The 18,365-nt window shown below is 63.7% G+C and carries 16 protein-coding genes and 1 riboswitch; of the genes, 6 read left to right on the top strand and 10 right to left on the bottom strand.

Annotated features, from left to right (window positions below):
• Window positions 1-17: 17 nt before the first annotated feature.
• The gene (locus P5W99_RS34570; protein WP_421028288.1) at window positions 18-350 is read right to left on the bottom strand and encodes a hypothetical protein; all 333 of its coding nucleotides are present in this window, start codon (window positions 348-350) and stop codon (window positions 18-20) included.
• 173 nt (window positions 351-523) lie between these two features.
• Window positions 524-820: a DUF4148 domain-containing protein gene (locus tag P5W99_RS34565; RefSeq protein WP_421028287.1), complete on the bottom strand. Its 297-nt coding sequence runs from the start codon at window positions 818-820 to the stop codon at window positions 524-526.
• Window positions 821-1,510: 690 nt separating this feature from the next.
• Between P5W99_RS34565 and P5W99_RS34560 the strand changes: the two genes are divergently transcribed.
• Window positions 1,511-1,894 (top strand): ATP-dependent protease, encoded by a 384-nt coding sequence (locus P5W99_RS34560; protein ID WP_421028286.1) that lies wholly within the window; start codon window positions 1,511-1,513, stop codon window positions 1,892-1,894.
• A gap of 601 nt (window positions 1,895-2,495) precedes the next feature.
• Here P5W99_RS34560 and P5W99_RS34555 read toward each other — a convergent pair.
• The 4 genes from P5W99_RS34555 to P5W99_RS34540 form a co-directional block, all read right to left on the bottom strand.
• On the bottom strand, window positions 2,496-2,840 hold the full coding sequence (locus P5W99_RS34555; protein WP_014193317.1) for a cupin domain-containing protein: 345 nt from the start codon (window positions 2,838-2,840) through the stop codon (window positions 2,496-2,498).
• Window positions 2,841-3,072: 232 nt separating this feature from the next.
• Entirely contained in the window at window positions 3,073-3,288 is a 216-nt protein-coding gene (locus P5W99_RS34550; RefSeq protein ID WP_421028768.1) for a DUF3820 family protein, read from the bottom strand.
• A gap of 64 nt (window positions 3,289-3,352) precedes the next feature.
• Window positions 3,353-4,297: a LysR family transcriptional regulator gene (locus P5W99_RS34545; RefSeq protein ID WP_421028767.1), complete on the bottom strand. Its 945-nt coding sequence runs from the start codon at window positions 4,295-4,297 to the stop codon at window positions 3,353-3,355.
• A 148-nt stretch (window positions 4,298-4,445) separates the two neighbouring features.
• On the bottom strand, window positions 4,446-4,601 hold the full coding sequence (locus tag P5W99_RS34540; RefSeq protein WP_175196844.1) for a hypothetical protein: 156 nt from the start codon (window positions 4,599-4,601) through the stop codon (window positions 4,446-4,448).
• 256 nt (window positions 4,602-4,857) lie between these two features.
• Here P5W99_RS34540 and P5W99_RS34535 point away from each other — a divergent pair, with 256 nt between their 5' ends.
• The 4 genes from P5W99_RS34535 to P5W99_RS34520 all read left to right on the top strand — a co-directional run bounded on the left by P5W99_RS34535 (window position 4,858) and on the right by P5W99_RS34520 (window position 11,994).
• Window positions 4,858-6,735: an acyl-CoA dehydrogenase gene (locus P5W99_RS34535; protein WP_434665800.1), complete on the top strand. Its 1,878-nt coding sequence runs from the start codon at window positions 4,858-4,860 to the stop codon at window positions 6,733-6,735.
• A gap of 267 nt (window positions 6,736-7,002) precedes the next feature.
• On the top strand, window positions 7,003-8,676 hold the full coding sequence (locus tag P5W99_RS34530) for a GMC family oxidoreductase (RefSeq protein WP_421028284.1): 1,674 nt from the start codon (window positions 7,003-7,005) through the stop codon (window positions 8,674-8,676).
• Window positions 8,677-8,722: 46 nt separating this feature from the next.
• Window positions 8,723-10,657, top strand: a complete 1,935-nt coding sequence (locus P5W99_RS34525; RefSeq protein ID WP_421028283.1) for an alkyl/aryl-sulfatase — start codon at window positions 8,723-8,725, stop codon at window positions 10,655-10,657.
• 70 nt (window positions 10,658-10,727) lie between these two features.
• Window positions 10,728-10,905, top strand: a riboswitch (yybP-ykoY riboswitch).
• A gap of 84 nt (window positions 10,906-10,989) precedes the next feature.
• Window positions 10,990-11,994 (top strand): sodium:calcium antiporter, encoded by a 1,005-nt coding sequence (locus P5W99_RS34520; protein WP_421028282.1) that lies wholly within the window; start codon window positions 10,990-10,992, stop codon window positions 11,992-11,994.
• A 51-nt stretch (window positions 11,995-12,045) separates the two neighbouring features.
• Here the strand turns inward: P5W99_RS34520 and P5W99_RS34515 are convergent, their stop codons facing one another.
• From P5W99_RS34515 to P5W99_RS34500, 4 genes are all read right to left on the bottom strand, one after another.
• A complete protein-coding gene (locus tag P5W99_RS34515; protein ID WP_421028281.1) occupies window positions 12,046-12,762 on the bottom strand; it encodes an MIP/aquaporin family protein in 717 nt (238 codons plus the stop codon).
• Between the two features lie 120 nt (window positions 12,763-12,882).
• Entirely contained in the window at window positions 12,883-14,388 is a 1,506-nt protein-coding gene (gene glpK / locus P5W99_RS34510; RefSeq protein WP_421028280.1) for a glycerol kinase GlpK, read from the bottom strand.
• 32 nt (window positions 14,389-14,420) lie between these two features.
• Complete coding sequence (glpD, locus tag P5W99_RS34505) at window positions 14,421-15,950, bottom strand: glycerol-3-phosphate dehydrogenase (RefSeq protein WP_421028279.1); 1,530 nt, start codon at window positions 15,948-15,950, stop codon at window positions 14,421-14,423.
• Between the two features lie 315 nt (window positions 15,951-16,265).
• Window positions 16,266-17,045: a DeoR/GlpR family DNA-binding transcription regulator gene (locus tag P5W99_RS34500; protein WP_421028278.1), complete on the bottom strand. Its 780-nt coding sequence runs from the start codon at window positions 17,043-17,045 to the stop codon at window positions 16,266-16,268.
• Window positions 17,046-17,262: 217 nt separating this feature from the next.
• Between P5W99_RS34500 and P5W99_RS34495 the strand changes: the two genes are divergently transcribed.
• A complete protein-coding gene (locus P5W99_RS34495; protein ID WP_421028277.1) occupies window positions 17,263-18,336 on the top strand; it encodes an ABC transporter substrate-binding protein in 1,074 nt (357 codons plus the stop codon).
• Window positions 18,337-18,365: the final 29 nt, after the last annotated feature.

Here is an 18,365-nt window from a genome sequence, read left to right as displayed (position 1 = left end):
GGGCGGAAGGCCCGGACCTAGCGACCCATGCGCCGATCGTAACTACGGTTGATGCGCCCAAGCAGCGAAGGATCTTGTGCATTGCCGGAATTGAATTGCACCATCACGCTGCCATCGGCTTGCTGGCGCACGTTCGCAGTGACCGTGCCGCCGGCGGCGGTTCCGGCTATCGCGCCGGTGCCGGGGTCCTGAACCGTGATCGCGACCCCTTCGTCGCGCATCGCACCTGCAGCGGCGGCAAAGGACCGGTCGAAACTCGCAGGCTGCATGACCACGGTGCCGGGAGGCGGCGCGTAGTAATACGGACATCCCGCCAGAGGCAGCAGGCCGGCGCACACAGCAGCGAGCATGAGTCGTCTCGCGACGACACCTTTCTCTCCGCGCGATTTCCGGCAACTCCGTAAGCTCGTCATTATGGGTGTCCGTGTGTCAGTTTCCTGCGGAAGGTTTTAGCCTACCCGCTGTCTCGTTCGTTGGATATCGGACCTTGGTCCGATTCCAGCGCCTCCCACCGGCGTCGCCACTACCGGCAGTCCGTTTGAACCCACTGATCGACCAGGCGCTGCGCCGCGTGCAGATCGTCCGGGTAGTTCGGGTCATCGTTCCATGGCGACGGGTCATAGCCCGCTTTCCTCAGCGCCGAAAGCTCGGCCTGGCGTTGCTCCTTTGTAGGAGACGGATTGCTTTTTAGCGCGACCAGGTCGCGGCACTCCGTTGGGCTCAGATGGGGACCGCTTTGCGGCATGCCGCCAGCGGCACATCCCGCCAGCAGGAACGCCAGCGCAACAAGCGTCGAGCGGTTTCTCTGGAAGTTTTCCATGAAGCATCTCCACACGTCTGATTGGCGCAACGCAAGCGCGTGCGATGCCACTGCCCGTGCCGGCGCGATCGAAGGAAAGGACACGTACTATGGGAAAGCGACATCTGCCGGAAACTGGATCGATACTTCACACTCTAGTGCTTCTGCTCGCCGGTTGCGTCGAAGGAGACTCACGAAACGTCACTAGCCCGTGCCGCGATATTCACGTTCGGCAAACGGCTCAGAACGTTGGGAGACAGTAACAGCTTGGCTGCGCGCACTCCCGCTCGTGCAAGTTCTCCGCCGAATCGTTGCTCGATCACATCGATGGCGGCCCAAATGTTGGGCCCGACATTTTTTAAAGGGCGTTTGGCTATGGGCGTCAATTGCAATGCATCGATTGTTCTTTTGATATTTACCAGCCGCGGAAATGGACTGCCTCCGGCTGGTATGGAAAAGCGGCTGGGCGGCAGTGCACAGGTACATGCCCATTATCCTCGGATTGTAGAAACGTTTGACGTTGCCAAACACTTTTGTGCGAGTTTTCTCGCGCGAGCGATCGGCCGTGCGCATGGCGCGACTGATGTTCTGGTTCGAACAGGACTGCCAGTACGCTAGCAAGCGTTTTGTGAAAGAACCCCCGCCGATGCAACGAAACCCGTCCGTGTGCGGCCCGTGCGATGATGTGCCACGACCAACACGAGATATGGGATGACAACGACATTCGACGAAGCAACAACGGCGACGATCGCCGCGTTTGCCCAACTGGACTTCTACACGGCTGTACAGGCGATGCGCGCCGAGGCCGACTACGACCGCGAACGGGACCAGTGGATCTCGCGCTACATCGACGAGCACGGCGGCGGCATGGACGATGCGGAATACGACGCCTTGCACGCGCAGGCCCAGGCAACCCCGGAATACGCGCAGTTCGTCAATGCCGTCCGCACGGAAATCCGGGAATACTTCGGCGTGTCCGACAATCAACTGAACTGGGTGATCCTGCTACGCGATGACGATAGCGATGCGCTTTGGGGGGAGGTCAACCGGCAGCGAAGCGCGCTGGGCACCGGTGAAGTACGCGGAGATCTTTGATCATCGCGTTCCATCGGGATTTTCCGATTGAGGAATTTGATAGTCCCGATGTCTTGCCACGCGTGAGTTGAGGGACGGTCGTGACTCGCCGCTGCGGCTCGGGAGCGTCGTTCGCTCGTACTGTCGAACAGGCATTCAGGTGTCGGCCCCACTGGGCCGGCGGTTCCGTTCAGGTCATTCTTCAGCCATTGGTATCCGCGCGACCACGAATGTCAACCTTCACTGCGGGCGGATGCGTACTCTCGCCCGGTTGCGGTCATTTCGCAGTGCAGCTTTCACTGCCTGATCGCATTCGGCCGCAAGGGCTGAAGCGTGCCATCATCGCGATGGTCGTACTCGGTGCAAACCCGCCCAAAGACGCGGTGTATCCGCTTAACGCGGCCGCCGCCGATGGCAAGCGCGTGAGCGGAGACCAGCGCTATGTCCAGGTGGTGGACACTGGGCAGGAGCAGGCCAGCGCATGTGTTAGGTATCGGAACTCGCAACGTAGCGATGGGGCGCAGATCGATGGTGAAGGCCAGAGCATCGATCCGGCTAGTGCGCGCCATCGCGCGTCATTCGCCAGCGGGCGTATTGAGTCACCGGTGTATCAGCTACGGGCTCAGGCGAAGACGAAGTACTTGCGCACCGTCTCCACCACCTCCCAGGTCCCCTTCATGCCGGGTTCAATCACGAACACATCACCCGCCTTCAGGTGCACCGACTCCTCGCCTTCCGGCGTGATAATGCAGTAGCCGTCGAGAAAGTGGCAGAACTCCCACTTCTCGTAGTTCACCTCGAATTTACCCGGTGTGCAAATCCAGGTGCCCATGATCTTGCTACCGTCCTTGGAGAGGTAAGCGTTGAGGTTCACGGTGTGCGGGTCGCCGCCGATGCGCTTCCACTTGGTGGCGTCAAGGACCGGAGTCGGGCAGGTTTCGCGCAAAACGGTAATGAAATCGGACATGTCGGCTCCAAACGATCGGATAAGAGGTTCATCACCTTAGTTCAAAAGCGTTACTGGAGCTTGTACGCTTCCGACACCAACCCATCTATTTTCGACACCGACTCCTTCCCAGCTTGCTGCGGGCGCCGTTTGGAAAATTCGCGGACTTTGCCTATGCCGGCAAAAAGGCAAATCGCCAACTTGATGGTCAAGCGGCTGAACGGCTTAGCGCAACGACGACGCCTGACTCGCGCTATCCGCGTTTGCGCAGCGGATCGAGCAAGCTCCTCAGGCCGTTATGGTCCATCTCCTGCATCAGCGCTAGCAGCCGGCCGATTTCTCCCGGTGGAAACCCTTCGCGGGCGAACCAATTGAGGTAATGCCCGGGCAGATCGGCAATGAGCCGGCCCTTGTACTTGCCGAAAGGCATGGTGAGGGTGACGAGGCGTTCAAGGTCGGGAGCTTGCATGATGGGCGTATTGTGCATGGCTGTCCGTTGCAGCATGCCACAGCGCGCCGACTGATTCAGCTTGCTATCGGCGCGCTTGTCCAGCCGTTGCTTCGCGCCCACGAGGCTCGATCCGCACCGCCTCCACCCGCTCGCGCAGCAAAGGCGTCGCGAAATCCAGGAACGCGCGCAGCTTGAGTGGCAGCGGCGCTTGCCCGCCGTGCACGAGACTGACGGGCCATGGCGCCAGTTCGAACGCCTCGAGCACCACGGCAAGCCGCTTTTCGCGCACCGCCTGCGCAACCTGATACGAAAGCACGCGCGTGAGCCCCACGCCATGCAGCGCGGCGTCGATCGCGGCCTCCGCGGTGTTGACCGCGAGCCGCGCGTGCACCGACTGCACGACGTCGCCCTTGCCCGAGCGGAACGTCCACGTGCGGCCTTCGACACTCTCGAACGTCACGCAGTGGTGCCGCGCCAGATCGCCTGGCGCAGCGGGCACGCCGTGCTCGGCCAGATACTCGGGGCTCGCGCAAACCACGCGGCGAATCGCGCCCACGCCCACCGCCACGAGCGCGCTATCGGGCAGCTCGCCAATGCGCACGGTGGCGTCCACGTGCTCTTCCATCAGATTGACCACGCGGTCCGCCAGTATCAGCCGCACGTCGATCTCGGGATACTGCGCGAGAAACGCATTGACGATGGGCAGCACGTGCAGCCGCCCGAACACCACGGGCGCCGAGAGCGCAAGCGTGCCTCTTGCCGTGGTGTATTCGCCGGTTGCCGCGCGCTCGGCCTCGCCCACCTCTTCCAGGATACGCCGGCAGGCCGCCACGTAAGACGCCCCGGCCCCGGTCAGCGCGAGTTGCCGAGTGGTGCGTTTGAGCAGCCGCGTCTTGAGATGCGCCTCGAGGTCGTTGACCTTGCGGCTGACCGTGGCCAGCGGCATGTTCAAACGCCTCGCCGCTGCGGAAAGGCTGCCGGCCTCGACCACGGCGACGAGCACGGACATCGCATCGAGCCGGTCCATGATGTTCTCGCTGTTCGGGAGGATGAGCATGAATATTGCCGTATCCTCTTCAAACGTGCGATTTGGGAAGGCGCAACCCGGGTAGGTAAACGCAAAAAGCCGGCAAACCCGGTTTGCCGGCTTTCCAGGTCGGAGACCTCGGCGAAGCTTAGCTTGCCGATGCTGCAGCTTGCGGCGTGATCACGAGGTTCAGGCCGTTTTCCTTCGTGATCGTCAGGGTGACTGCCGACGGGGTCTTGTTGGCGCCAGCGCCAGCCGTAACGACTTGCAGGTTCGACAGCTGTTCACGTTGAATCAGTTGCATGAGCAACCTCCATAAATATGTGCGTGTTGAGAGAATGCTCCCCAATTAGGGAGGGAGCGGCGAAAAGCTTACGGCCAATCTCTCGCCGGGCGGGCTCTCTCGATTTGAAGATTCATGAAGAAGCTTTGGCACTTTGCGTCGCCCGACAAGCAAGTCATTGCACGGCGGCACCATAAAGGATTTGGAGAAATCGCCAATAGCACGATCGTTCTATTTTTGTTAGGCTGCGACTTTTCTTATTCACGGGCCCTCTGCCATGTCGCTGATCTTCTCTCGCCGTGATCTTGATTTCCTGCTCTACGAATGGCTCGACGTCGAGCGCCTTACGCGCATCGCGCGCTACGCCGACCATTCGCGCGAGACCTTCGATGCGGCGCTCGACACCTGCGAGAAGATCGCGACCGACCTGTTCGCGCCCCACAACAAGAAAAACGATCAGCACGAACCGCACTTCGACGGCGAAACCGTCACCATCATCCCCGAGGTCAAGACCGCGCTGAAGGCGTTCAGCGAAGCGGGTCTGATGGCCGCGGGCCAGGACTACGAATACGGCGGCATGCAGTTGCCGCTGGTGGTCGAGAAGGCGGGCTTGGCGTGGTTCAAGGCCGCGAACGTGGGCACGAGCGCGTATCCGTTCCTCACCATCGGCAACGCCAACCTGCTGCTCGCGCACGGCAGCGCAAAGCAGGTCGAGACCTTCGTGAAGCCCGAGTTCGAAGGCCGCTACTTCGGCACGATGTGCCTGTCCGAGCCGCAGGCGGGCTCGTCGCTTTCCGACGTGGCCACACGCGCCGACTTCGAGCACGACTCGCCGCTGGGCGCGCAGTATCGGCTGCGCGGCAACAAGATGTGGATCTCGGGCGGCGAGCACGAACTCTCCGAAAACATCGTCCACCTCGTGCTCGCGAAGATTCCGGGCCCGGACGGCAAGCTCATTGCCGGCGTGAAGGGCCTCTCGCTCTTCATCGTGCCGAAATACCTCGTAAGCGAAGACGGTTCGCGCGGCGAGCACAACGACGTCGTGCTCGCGGGCCTCAATCACAAAATGGGTTATCGCGGCACGACAAACTGCCTGCTCAATTTCGGCGAGGGCACGAAGTACGCGCCGGGCGGGCGCGCGGGCGCTATCGGCTATCTCGTGGGCGAGCCGCACCAGGGCCTCACGTACATGTTCCATATGATGAACGAGGCGCGCATCGGCGTGGGTCTCGGGGCGACCATGCTCGGCTATACCGGCTATCTGCATGCGCTCGACTACGCGCGCAATCGTCCACAGGGGCGCAGCGTGGGCGCGGCAGGCAAGGACCCGGCTTCGCCGCAGATCAGACTGATCGAGCACGCCGACGTGCGCCGCATGCTGCTCGCGCAAAAGAGCTATGTAGAAGGCGCGCTCGCGCTCAATCTCTGGTGCGCGCAACTGGTGGACGAAGCGCGCGCTGCCGCCGACGACGCGGCGCGCGAGCCGCTCACGCTGCTGCTCGACCTGCTCACGCCGATAGCGAAGAGCTGGCCCTCGCAGTGGTGCCTCGCCGCCAATGATCTCGCGATCCAGGTGCACGGCGGCTATGGCTATACGCGCGAATACAACGTCGAGCAGTTCTACCGCGACAACCGCCTCAACCCGATTCACGAGGGCACGCACGGCATCCAGGGCCTCGACCTGCTGGGCCGCAAGGTCACGATCAAGAACGGCGCGGCGCTGAAGCTATTCGTGCAACGTGTGCAGGCTACGACGGACCGCGCACTGTCGAGCGGCGACAAGCAGGATGCCGCGTATGCGCGCTCGCTTGAAGCGGCGCTGAATCGTCTTGTCGATGTCACGCAAACGCTCTGGTCGGCCGGCGACCCGAGCGTCGCGCTCGCCAATGCGTCGGTGTATCTGGAAGCGTTCGGGCACGTGGTGGTCGCGTGGGTCTGGCTCGAACAGGCGCTCACCGCGCGCGCGGCGCTTGCGCGCACAAGCGGCACAAGCGAGGAAGGCGGCAAAAACGACGATGAGGCCAGCTTCTATCGCGGCAAGCTCGCCGCCGCCAAATACTTCTTCGCCTGGGAGCTGCCGAAGACGGGCGCACAGTTCGATCTGCTCGCCTCGCTCGACCGCACGACGCTCGACATGCAGGATGCCTGGTTCTAATCCGGCGGTCGTGCGCCGCTCAAAGCACTTGAGCGCCAGCAAACCTGCCCGCCGCGCTCCCCCACCTACCTGACTGGGGGGGTGTCCCCCCCGCGCGCTGTCCTTACCCTGAAAGCCGTTCTGCCCACGCCGCCAGCGCGGGCAGAGTCACATCAGAGGAGACAGACCCTGCGCCGCCCCGAACCCGCTTCGGGCCGCCTGCGGGATTTCGCGCACTACCACCAAAGTGGACGACGCATGACGCCGTATCCACGACAGGGGACACCCATGAGCTCACCCTCCGCCGTGCCCGTGGCGGGCGAATACGATTATCTGGTGATCGGCGCCGGATCGGCCGGCTGTGCCGTGGCGGGCCGCCTCGCAGACGATCCAACGGTGCGCGTCGCCGTGATCGAGAATGGCGGCCCGGACGACCATTACCTGATCTGGACGCCCATCGGCCTCGCCAAAACCGTCGTCAAGCCTGGCCCCTACAACTATGGCTACTACACCGAGCCACAGCCGGCGCTCGGCGGCCGCACCAGCTATCAGCCGCGCGGCCGGGTGCTGGGCGGCTCTTCGTCACTCAATGGCATGGTCTATATCCGCGGCCATCGCAAGGATTACGACGACTGGGCCGCGCTCGGCTGCGAGGGCTGGAGCTACGACGACGTCCTGCCCTACTTCAAGCGCAGCGAGAACAACACTCGCTTCGCCGGCACCGACAATCCGTGGCACGGCACGGACGGCCCGCTTTATGTGAACGACCTGCGTTCGCCCAATCCTTTCTGCCATCACTTCCTGCAAGCCGCGCAGCAAGCGGGCCATGCGCTGAACGACGACTTCAACGGCGCCGAGCAGGAAGGCTTCGGCTACTACCAGGTCACGCAGCACAACGGCGAGCGCTGGAACGCGGCGCGTGCCTATCTGCACCGGGGCAAGACCACGAACGGCCACTACAACTTCGGCCGTAATAACCTGGCAGTGCTGACCGGCACCCGGGCGCTGCGCCTCGTCTTCGAAGGGCGGCGCGCGGTGGGCGTGCGGGTCGTGCGCGATGGCGTGCAACACGTCCTGCGCGCACGGCGTGAAGTGATCGTGAGCGGCGGCGTATTCAATTCGCCGCAGCTCTTGCTGGCCTCGGGCATCGGGCCTGCCGCGCATCTGCGCGAAATGGGCGTCGAGGTGCTCCACGACCTGCCCGGGGTGGGCGAAAACCTCCAGGATCATCTGGACATCGTGCTCAACACGCAACTCGACAGCACCGATCTGTTCGGCGCGACGCTGCGCGGCGGCCTGCGTCTCCTCAAGGAGATCCGCCGCTATCGGCGCGAACGTACCGGCATGCTGACGTCCAACTTCGTCGAAGCAGGCGCGTTTGTGAAGAGCCGCCCCGAGCTCGATCGCCCCGACCTCAACCTTGTGTTCACCGTCGCCCTGATCGGCAATCGCAACATGGGCAGCCGACGCAAGCTCGGCCACGGCTACTCGGGGCACGTATGCGTGCTGCGCCCCGAAAGCCGCGGCGTCGTGCGCCTGCGCTCGCCCGACATGCGCGAAGCGCCGCTGATCGACACACGGCTGATGAGCGCGCCACGCGACATGGAAACGCTGATAGCCGGCATCCACATCATGCGCAATATCTTCGGGCAGCCTGCGCTGAAGAACCTGGGCGGCCGCGAAATGAAAAGCGAGAGCTTCGCCGATGAAGCCAGCGTGCGCGCTTTCGTGCGCGGTCACGCCGATTGCCTGTATCACCCGGTAGGCACCTGCAAGATGGGGCGCGACGCGGACCCGCACGCGGTCGTCGATCCCGAACTGCGCGTGCGAGGCGTGGAAAGTCTGCGCGTGGTGGACTGCTCGATCATGCCAACGCTGATCGGCGGCAACACCAACGCTCCGGCCATGATGATCGGCGAAAAGGCCGCCGACATGATTCGCGCCGCACAACGCCGGGCATAGCGAGAATATCGTCGGCAAGGCGCCGGCAGAATCTGGGAGACACACGATGCAACATCCGATCAAGCAAGAAGCCCAGCGGGCGCTGCCCGGGCCGCTTCCCGCAACCGAGGCGACCATCGCCGCGCAACAGCACGCGCTGAACGACCTGCCGCCCGACGATCCGATTGAAGTCGCCGATGCACAGCACGGCTTTATCGGCACCATAGCCGATGCGGAGATTCGCGGCGCATACGGGCAACTGATCTGGAGCCTCGCCGATTATGGCTTTCTCGACGAGCAAGCCGCGCCGCCCACCGCGCATCCCGGTCTGTGGCGCCATGCGCGGCTGAACAGGCTGCACGGTCTCTTCAGCGTGACCGAGCGCATCTATCAGGTGCGTGGCTTCGACGTTTCCAACGTGACGTTCATCGAAGGCGAGACCGGCCTGATCGTGATCGATCCGCTCACGTGCAAGGAAACCGCTGCCGCCGCGCTCGAGCTGTATTTCGCGCATCGTCCGAGGCGCCCTGTCGTGGCGGTCATCTACAGCCACAGCCATGCCGATCACTTCGGCGGTGTGCGAGGCGTCGTGGACGAAGCGGATGTCGTGGCCGGCAAGGCGCAGGTCATCGCGCCCGCTGGATTCATGGAAGAAGCGGTGTCGGAAAACGTGATGGCGGGCACGGCCATGGCGCGGCGCGCGCAATTCCAGTTTGGCCATACGCTCGCGCGCAATGCCTGCTGCCAGATCGATGCGGGCATGGGCAAGAATATTCCGCGCGGCACGATCACGCTGATTCCACCGACAAAGCTGATCATGCAAATGACCGAATCGCATGTGATCGACGGCGTCGAAATCGTGTTTCAGCTCACGCCCGAAAGCGAAGCGCCCGCCGAGATGCACTTCTGGTTCCCGCAGGAGCGCGCGCTCAACCTGGCCGAGAACGGCACGCGGTCGCTGCACAATCTGTGTCCGCTGCGAGGCGCGCAGGTACGCAACGCGCAATCGTGGTCGCGATACCTGGGCGAGTCGCTGGAGCGCTACGGGCGCGAAGCCGAGGTCGTGTTCGCGCAGCACAACTGGCCGACCTGGGGCAACGAGCGCATCGTCGATTACCTGGAGGCGCAGCGGGATCTCTACAAATTCCTGCACGACCAGACTGTGCGCCTCATGAACCACGGCTTGAACGCCGTTGAAATCGCCGAGCAGATTCGCCTGCCGGACGAGTTGCGTTCGAAGTGGCATGCGCACGGCTACTACGGCGCTGTCGTGCACAACGTCAAAGCCATCTATCAGCATTACCTGGGTTGGTACGACGGCAATCCGGCTAACCTGCACGCCCTGCCTCCGGAGGCTTCCGCACCGCGCTATGTCGAGTACATGGGCGGAGCCGATGCCATGCTCGAGCGCGCGCGTCGAGATTTCGATCAAGGCGAGTACCGTTGGGTCGCCCAGTGCATGAACCACCTGGTGTTTGCACAGCCGCAGTTGCGCGAAGCGCGCGAACTGGGTGCTGCTGCGCTCGAACAGATGGGGTATCAGGCCCAATCGGCAACGTGGCGCAACGCGTTCCTGCTCGGCGCGCGCGAACTGCGCGAAGGGCGAGATGCTTCGACCGAATTCGGCAGCCGCAGCGCCGACATGGTCAGCGCGATTACCGAGGAAATGTTCTTCGACTATTTCGCCGTTCGTGTCGATGGCCTGAAGGCGCAGCATCTGAACATGCGCATTGCGTGGCGTTTCAGCGACATCGATAAGCAGTTCAAACTGAATCTCCAGAATGGGGCGTTGACGTGGTGCTACACATCGCCAAACGAGCGCACCGATCTGAGCGTGACCATGTCGAGGCAAACGCTCAACCGGATCCTCTGCGGGGAAACGGGCTTTCAGGAAGCCGTACTTGCGCGCGAAATCCAGCTGGACGGCAAGGTCGAACTGTTCCGCGCCATGCTAGGGACCCTCGACAAATTCGACGGCGATTTCAACGTCGTGGAACCGTGACGCAGATGTGCCGACGAACTACGCCATGAAACGAGCCCCCTCCCGCACAACCGCATTCGTCGGCTATAATGCGCCGGTCTTAGGGGAGTAGTCTGCGTCACGCGCGATGCGTGTCGCGCCGCCGTCAACATAATTGGCACGCTGTGCCATGGCGCCGGCAGCCGTTCTTCGGCCTGACGAGACCTATGACGTCATCCTTCATACCCGGGCTGGGCGGGGGGATTGCGTCATTGGTCCGTCCGTCCAGCCCGAGGAATGCCGTTTCCCATGCACCGCTTTTCACGCCGCCACGCGATCGCAGTCGCACACCCCCGCACGACGGAGCGCTCGTCATGATCTGGACGTTCGCCCTGCTCATTGCCGCCGCCGGCATCATCTATCTATCCTGCGAAACCTTCGTCAATGCCGTCGAGTGGCTCGGCCAGAAGCTCAAGGTCACGCAGACGGCCACCGGCACGATCCTTGCCGCGTTCGGCACGGCGCTGCCCGAAAGCGTGGTCACGCTCGTAGCCGTCGCGTTCGGCACCGATCCGGCCCACAAGGAAATCGGCATTGGCGCGGCCATTGGCGGGCCGCTCGCGCTCAGCACCGTCGCCTATGCGGTGGTGGGCGTCGCGTTGCTGGCGACGGTCGCGCGCGCGGGCCGTGCAGGCGCCGGCACCGTCGACGCCGATACGCGCCACCTGCGCCGCGACCAGCTCTGGTTCCTCGCGATCTTCGTGGCGAAAATCGGGCTCGGACTCGTGGTGTTCAGTTTCAAGCCCATTCTCGGCATTGCGTTTCTCGCGGCCTACGCGCTCTATTGCTGGAAGGAGCTGAGCGACGATGGCGATGAGATCGAAGACGTGGGGCTCGAGCCGCTCAAGCTGCGTCCGCGCGATGCGGACCCGTCGCTGTTCTGGGTCCTGCTCCAGACCCTGGGCGCGCTGGTCGTGATCTTCTTCGCCTCGCACCTGTTCGTGCAGCAGATCGGTAAAGTAGGACCGTGGCTCGGCCTGAGCCCGCAATTGACTGCGCTGCTCTTCAGCCCGATCGCCACCGAGCTGCCGGAAATCATGAACGCGATCATCTGGGTGCGTCAGGGCAAGGAGCGGCTCGCGCTCGCGAACATCAGCGGCGCGATGATGATCCAGGCGACTATTCCCACCGCATTCGGCTTGTTCTTCACGCCGTGGCACCTGGGTGCGCCGTCGATTCTTGCCGCGGCCACGACGATGCTCGCCATCCTGTTCCTGCAATGGGCGTTCCGTGCGCCGCAAGTGCATAGCCGCCAGCTTACGCATGTGGGCTGGCTCTATGCGGTGTTTGCGGGCATGCTGTGGGTGATTCCGAAGTGATTGGCTTGCAGCGGTTGCGCAACACGTTGCGAAACCGCCGCCCCACGACCCTCAATGCGTCGCATGCAGATACAGATACAGCGACGCAGCCGCCACGCCGCCCAGCAGCGGTCCGAGCACGGGAATCCACGCATAGCGCCAGTCGCTGTCTCGCTTGCCCGGGATCGGCAGCAGCGCATGCATGATGCGCGGCGAGAGATCGCGCGCCGGGCTCATGGCGTAGCCCGTGGGGCCGCCCAGCGAAATGCCGATGCCGAGCACGAGCAGGCCAACCGGCAATGCATCGAGCGCGCCCAGGCCCACCTGCGGCGAGGCCAGATACAGTACGCCGAGGATCAGCACGAAGGTACAGATGGCTTCGGTCATCACGTTGTGCCGCACGCTACGGATCGCAGGCGCGGTGCAGAACACGGCGAGCTTGAGATCGGCATCGGCTTCGTTCGCGAAGTGCTGGCGATAAGCGAGCCACACGAGGAACGCGCCCGCCATGCCGCCGAGCATCTGGGCGACGATGTAGCCGCACACCTTCGACCATGCGAACTTGCCAGTGAGCGCGAGGCTGATCGTCACGATCGGGTTCAGATGCGCGCCGCTGTACGATGCGGTGACGTACACGGCCACGAACACGGCCATCGCCCAGCCCATCACGATGACGATGAGGTCGGCGCCCTTGCCTTTGGTCTTTGCGAGCAGCACGTTGGCGACCGCGCCGTTGCCTAGCAGTACGAGTATGGCCGTGCCGATGAATTCAGCAATGTATGGTGACATTCTGATTATTTCTCAGGATTCCGAAATTGACGCGAGACCAGCGCAGTGCTGGCTGCGCGGCCCTTCGGTATTGGGTTACGTTGACTCGTTCGAGTTCTTTGGCCGGATGTCGCCGCGGCGTTACTGCGTGTCGTCGGCCCAAGCCTTGGCGGCGCGCACCGCGCGCTGCCATCCCGCGCGACAGGCGTCCACCTGCGATGGCGGCATGGCGGGCGAGAAACGCTTGTCCACATGCCACTGGCTCTGCAGTTCGTTCACGCTTTTCCAGTAGCCGGTCGCGAGGCCAGCGAGATAGGCCGCGCCTAGCGCGGTGGTTTCGGTAATCCGCGGACGCACGGCATCCACTCCCAGCAGGTCTGCCTGGAACTGCATGAGCAGGTTATTGGCGCTCGCCCCGCCGTCCACGCGCAACTCGCCTACGCTGATGCCCGAATCGGCCTCCATGGCAGCGAGCACGTCGAGCGATTGATACGCGATCGAATCGAGCGCGGCGCGCGCGACGTGCGCTGCGGTCGTGCCGCGCGTCACGCCAAAGAGCGAGCCGCGCGCGTGCGCGTTCCAGTGCGGCGCGCCAAGGCCAGCGAAGGCCGGCACCAGATACACACCATCCGTGTGCGGCACGCTCGCCGCAAGGGCTTCGACTTCCGCCGCGCTCTTGATGAGGCCCATGCCGTCGCGCAGCCATTGCACCACGGCACCAGCGATAAAGATGCTGCCTTCGAGCGCATAGTTCACCTCGTCGCCAATCTGCCACGCAATGGTCGTCACGAGATTGTTCTTCGACTCGATGGGCTTCGTGCCCGTGTTCATCATGAGGAAGCAGCCCGTGCCGTAGGTATTCTTCACCATGCCGGAGGCCGTGCACATCTGGCCGAACAGCGCCGCCTGCTGGTCGCCGGCAATGCCTGCGAGCGGAATCTTCGACGCGAATACCGTGGTTTTGGTCGGCCCATACACTTCGGATGACGAACGAACTTCGGGAAGCATGCTGCGCGGAATATCGAGCGCGTCGAGCAGCTCGTCGTCCCATTTGCGCGTGTGGATATTGAACAGCATCGTGCGCGAGGCGTTGGTCACGTCGGTCACGTGCAATTCGTGCTTCGTGAAATTCCAGACGAGCCAGCTGTCGACGGTGCCAAACGCGAGCAAGCCTCGACGCGCCTTTTCGCGCGCGCCTTCCACGTTGTCGAGAATCCAGCGGATCTTGGTGGCCGAGAAGTACGCGTCGATCGGCAGACCGGTCTTCGCGCGCACCATGGCTTCGAGGCCTTGTGCCTTGAGTTGATCGCAGAAGCCGGCCGTGCGGCGGTCCTGCCAGACGATCGCGTTGTAGATGGGATGGCCGGTCTCGCGGTCCCAGACGATGGTGGTTTCGCGCTGGTTCGTGATGCCAATGGCGTCGATATTGGTGCCGTTCAGTCCCACGCGCGTAACGGCTTCGGCGGCCACGCCCGCCTGGGTCGACCAGATTTCCTGCGGATCGTGCTCGACCCAGCCCGGACGCGGATAAATCTGCTCGAACTCCTTCTGGGCCATCGAGACGATATGGCCCTGCCGGTCGAACAGCATCGCACGCGAACTCGTGGTGCCCTGGTCGAGCGCAAGAATGTACTGTTGGTCCTGCATGTCTCTTATCTCCATCCGTGAGTAGTTTTGATTCACGCCGCGATGTGCGGCGCGCGGCTCGCGGCAAACCACGCTTCGAGCGCCGCCGTGACCGCCTCCAGCGTGCCCGACGCCACGTGCAAGCCGAGCTTCGAGCGGCGCCAGAGCACGTCCTCGGCGCAGGTCGCCCACTCGGTATCACGCAAATAGCGCAATTCGGCCTCGTAAATGCCTGGGGCAATCTGCGGCCCCAGTTCTTCGAGCGACGCAGCCTTGCCGATCAGGCGCTCAGCGCGCGTGCCGTAAGCGCGCGCGTAACGCAGCGCGAGCGGCGCGGGCAGCCAGGCGTGGCGACCCGCGAAGCCTTCGGCGAAGGGCGCGAAACGCGCGTTCGCGATGTCGCCGCCCGGCAGCGGCTCGCCGGCGGTCCAGCCCGGCGCGTTGCTGCCCAGCACGCGGCACAGCCTGTCGCCGGCTTCTTCCGCGAGCTTGCGAAACGTGGTGATCTTGCCGCCGAACACGGAGAGCAGCGGCGCGCCTTCGGTGTCGTCCATCTCCAGACGATAGTCGCGCGTGACCGCCGACGCATTCTTCGTGCCCTCTTCTTCGAGCAGCGGCCGCACGCCCGAGTAGGTCCAGTGCACGTCGGCGGGCGAGATCTTGCGCTTGAAATAGCGGTTGATCGACTCGCACAGATAGCGCGTTTCGTCGCCGTCGATCGAGACTTTCGCGGGATCGCTGCGGTATTCCACGTCGGTCGTGCCGATCAGCGTGAAGTCGTGCTCGTAAGGAATCGCGAAGACGATGCGCTTGTCCGGATTCTGGAAAATGTAGGCGTGGTCATGATCGAATAGACGCTTCGTCACGATATGGCTGCCCTTCACGAGGCGTACGCTGTGCTGCGCGCCGCGCCCGAGCGCGCCGTGCAGCACCTCGCCCACCCATGGGCCCGCCGCATTGGCCACCGCGCGCGCGCGCACGTCGAAGGTGCTGCCGTCGGGGCGGCGCAGGGTCGCCAGCCATTCGCCATTCACGCGCTGCGCGCCAACGAGCTTGGTGCGCGTGAGAATCCGCGCGCCGCGCTCCTGCGCGTCGAGCGCATTGAGCACGACCAGACGCGCATCGTCCACCCAACCGTCCGAGTAAACGAAACCGCGCCGAATGGTGTCGATGAGCGGTGCGCCCGCCGCGTGGCGGCGCATGTCGATGCCGCGCGAGCCCGGCAGCAGCTCGCGCCTGGCCAGATGATCGTAAAGAAAGAGCCCGACGCGGATGAGCCACGCGGGGCGCAGGTTGGGCATGTGCGGCATCACGAAGCGCAGCGGCCACATGATGTGGGGCGCCGAGCGCAACAGCGTCTCTCGCTCCTGCAGCGCCTTGCGCACGAGGCCGAACTCGCGGTGTTCGAGGTAGCGCAGCCCGCCGTGAATCAGCTTTGTGCTCGCTGACGAGGTGTGCGAGGCAAGGTCGTCCTGCTCGCAAAGGAGCACGGAGAGCCCGCGCCCAGCCGCGTCACGCGCGATGCCCGCGCCGTTGATTCCGCCACCCACGACGAGCAGATCGTAGCGATTCTGTTGACTCACCTGCGTTCCCTGATAGTTCCGGCAAACTCGCGATCCTGGTTGATCACGCCAAAGCATTCACCAGGATCGAACCAAAAAATGTTCGAATTCGAAATTTATCGAACAAAACCGAAAAAGTAAAGTTCGCTTTTATGGTGTGACGAGCGGACTTCCGGAATCGCCTGACAAAAGGCAACTGCCCTGCATATCGCTGGATTTCAAGCGCAAGTGGACGCCCGATCAAGCGCCTGGAGAGCGTTTGAACAAGCTCGAAAATTTTCGAATGATGTTCGTATTGCTTTCGTTTCGGCACATGCGGGTGCGCCGCGCCGCTGCCTAGTCCGCGACGTACACGGCCGTTCCCGCCTGGGCAACGGTCTCGTTCATTTGGGCGGGCAGGGGCTTGTCGGTGAAAAGCGCGTGAATCTGGCTCAGATGCCCCTGGCGCACGAGCGCGGGCCGGCCGATTTTCGAATGATCCGTCACCAGATAAACGGTGCGCGCGTGCTCGATGATCGCTTCCGCCACGTGCACCTCGCGCGTGTCGAAGTCGCGCAGCGTGCCATCGGTTTCGATCGCCGAGGTGCCGATAATCGCGTAATCGACCTTGAACTGACGAATGAAGTCGATGGTGAGCTCGCCCACAATGCCCTTGTCCCACGGCCGCACGATGCCGCCCGTAATGAGCACTTCGCATTCCGGGTAGCCGCTCATCATGCTCGCCACGTTCAGATTGTTCGTGATGACGCGCAGGCCGCGATGGCGGTTGAGCGCGCGCGCGACCTCCTCGGTCGTGGTGCCGAGGTTGATGAAGAGCGAGGCCTGATCAGGGATGTGCGAGGCCGCGAGCGCGCCGATGCGCCGCTTCTCCGCGTGGAACATCTGTTGCCGCGCGCCGTAGGAGACGTTTTCCGCACTCGTGGGCAGGCTCGCGCCGCCGTGGTAGCGGCGCAGGAGGTTCATGTCGGCGAGCCAGTTGACGTCGCGGCGGATGGTCTGCGGCGTGACGCCGAAGTGCGCGGCGAAATCGTCGACGGTCACGAAGCCGTCGCGCTGCACCCATTCGAGCAGCTCCTGCTGACGCGCGTTGAGGGTGAGGCGGGGGTCTCGTGTCATGGTCTCGTGATGGCAGCGAATGGGAACTGGCACTATTGTAAGGGCAGTCGGGCTGGGCATTCGGTGGCCCAGTGGGGGTGCGCCCGCATCCGTACCCGGGTAAATACGGGGTAAATACCGAGAAAATCGCTTTCAGCCAGAAAGCAATCAGAAGGCCACGCTTTCTTATACTTCCACCCATTCCGGCAAGCCGCCGGTCACGAGGAGTCACGCAGTCATGCTTTCCGGCGCCCAGCATTTCGGCAGCGCTTTGTTGCTGTGCATCGCGCTCGGCGCCGCCCCGATGGCGCATGCCGAGCCGATCCGGCTGATGATGGGGGGCATGTCCAAGATCGTTTATCTGCCAGCAGTGCTTGCCTCGCAGTTGGGCTACTTCAAGGACGAAGGGCTCGACGTCCAGGTGGTCTCGGGTCCGGCGGGCATCGACACCTCCACGGAACTGATCGCCGGCGCGATCGAAGGCGCGGTGGGCTTCTACGACCACACGCTCGACCTGCAGAGCCGCGGCCAGGACGTGCTCTCGGTGGTGGTGCTGCAGCGCGCGGCGGGGCTCGCCGAGCTCGCCTCGGTTCATGCGGAAGGCGGCCGGGAACTGGCTGGCGCCACCGCCATGAAAACGACGGCGTCGAACACACCAGCGAACACACCAGCGAATACAGCGGCGATGAAAGCGGCGCGCGGCAAGCGCCTCGGCGTAACCGGATTCGGCGCCTCCACGTGGGTGCTCACGCGTTTCCTGCTCGCCCGCGCGGGCGTGGCGGCCGGCGACTACACGGTTGTGCCGCTCGCATCCGACACGCGCTTTGTCGAAGCCTTCGAGCAGGGCTCGATCGACGCGGGCATGGTCGAGGAACCCACGGCCACGCGCCTCCTGACGAGCCGCGCGGCCACGGTGGTGGTCGACATGCGCAGCGTCGAGGACACGCAGCGCTGGGTCGGCGGCCCGTACGCAGGCGCGTGCCTCTATCTGCGGCGCAACTGGATGCTCGCGCACCGGCGGGAGACCGGAAAAATGGTGCAAGCGCTCACCCGTGCGCTGCGCTTCATCAGCACGCATTCGGCTGGGCAGATCGCCGCGGTGCTGCCGCCCGAGGTTATCGGCAACGACCGCGCGGGTTATGTGCGCGCGCTCGCCTCGGCGCAGGGCGCGTTTTCGAAGGATGGCCTGATGCCCGACGGCGCGCCGCAAACCGTGCTGAAGGTGCTGATGACGGCAGGCACGGGATTGACGGCCCGGCATGTCGATCTGTCGAAGACCTATACGAATGAATTCGTGAAAGGCATGCCGTAATCCGGCGCTGCCGTTCGCCAAAACAATCG

Source organism: Paraburkholderia sp. A3BS-1L (assembly GCF_051125215.1).
Taxonomy (GTDB): Bacteria; Pseudomonadota; Gammaproteobacteria; order Burkholderiales; family Burkholderiaceae; genus Paraburkholderia.
Note: the sequence above shows the minus strand (reverse complement) of the source record. Positions and strands in the feature narration are given on the sequence as shown.

Bases quoted from the DNA above. Each gene is read 5' to 3' on its own strand.
- P5W99_RS34570 (WP_421028288.1), bottom strand. From the start codon at position 350: ATGCTCGCTGCTGTGTGCGCCGGCCTGCTGCCTCTGGCGGGATGTCCG.
- P5W99_RS34565 (WP_421028287.1), bottom strand. From the start codon at position 820: ATGGAAAACTTCCAGAGAAACCGCTCGACGCTTGTTGCGCTGGCGTTC.
- P5W99_RS34560 (WP_421028286.1), top strand. From the start codon at position 1,511: ATGACAACGACATTCGACGAAGCAACAACGGCGACGATCGCCGCGTTT.
- P5W99_RS34555 (WP_014193317.1), bottom strand. From the start codon at position 2,840: ATGTCCGATTTCATTACCGTTTTGCGCGAAACCTGCCCGACTCCGGTC.
- P5W99_RS34550 (WP_421028768.1), bottom strand. From the start codon at position 3,288: ATGCAAGCTCCCGACCTTGAACGCCTCGTCACCCTCACCATGCCTTTC.
- P5W99_RS34545 (WP_421028767.1), bottom strand. From the start codon at position 4,297: ATGGACCGGCTCGATGCGATGTCCGTGCTCGTCGCCGTGGTCGAGGCC.
- P5W99_RS34540 (WP_175196844.1), bottom strand. From the start codon at position 4,601: ATGCAACTGATTCAACGTGAACAGCTGTCGAACCTGCAAGTCGTTACG.
- P5W99_RS34535 (WP_434665800.1), top strand. From the start codon at position 4,858: ATGTCGCTGATCTTCTCTCGCCGTGATCTTGATTTCCTGCTCTACGAA.
- P5W99_RS34530 (WP_421028284.1), top strand. From the start codon at position 7,003: ATGAGCTCACCCTCCGCCGTGCCCGTGGCGGGCGAATACGATTATCTG.
- P5W99_RS34525 (WP_421028283.1), top strand. From the start codon at position 8,723: ATGCAACATCCGATCAAGCAAGAAGCCCAGCGGGCGCTGCCCGGGCCG.
- P5W99_RS34520 (WP_421028282.1), top strand. From the start codon at position 10,990: ATGATCTGGACGTTCGCCCTGCTCATTGCCGCCGCCGGCATCATCTAT.
- P5W99_RS34515 (WP_421028281.1), bottom strand. From the start codon at position 12,762: ATGTCACCATACATTGCTGAATTCATCGGCACGGCCATACTCGTACTG.
- glpK (WP_421028280.1), bottom strand. From the start codon at position 14,388: ATGCAGGACCAACAGTACATTCTTGCGCTCGACCAGGGCACCACGAGT.
- P5W99_RS34500 (WP_421028278.1), bottom strand. From the start codon at position 17,045: ATGACACGAGACCCCCGCCTCACCCTCAACGCGCGTCAGCAGGAGCTG.
- P5W99_RS34495 (WP_421028277.1), top strand. From the start codon at position 17,263: ATGCTTTCCGGCGCCCAGCATTTCGGCAGCGCTTTGTTGCTGTGCATC.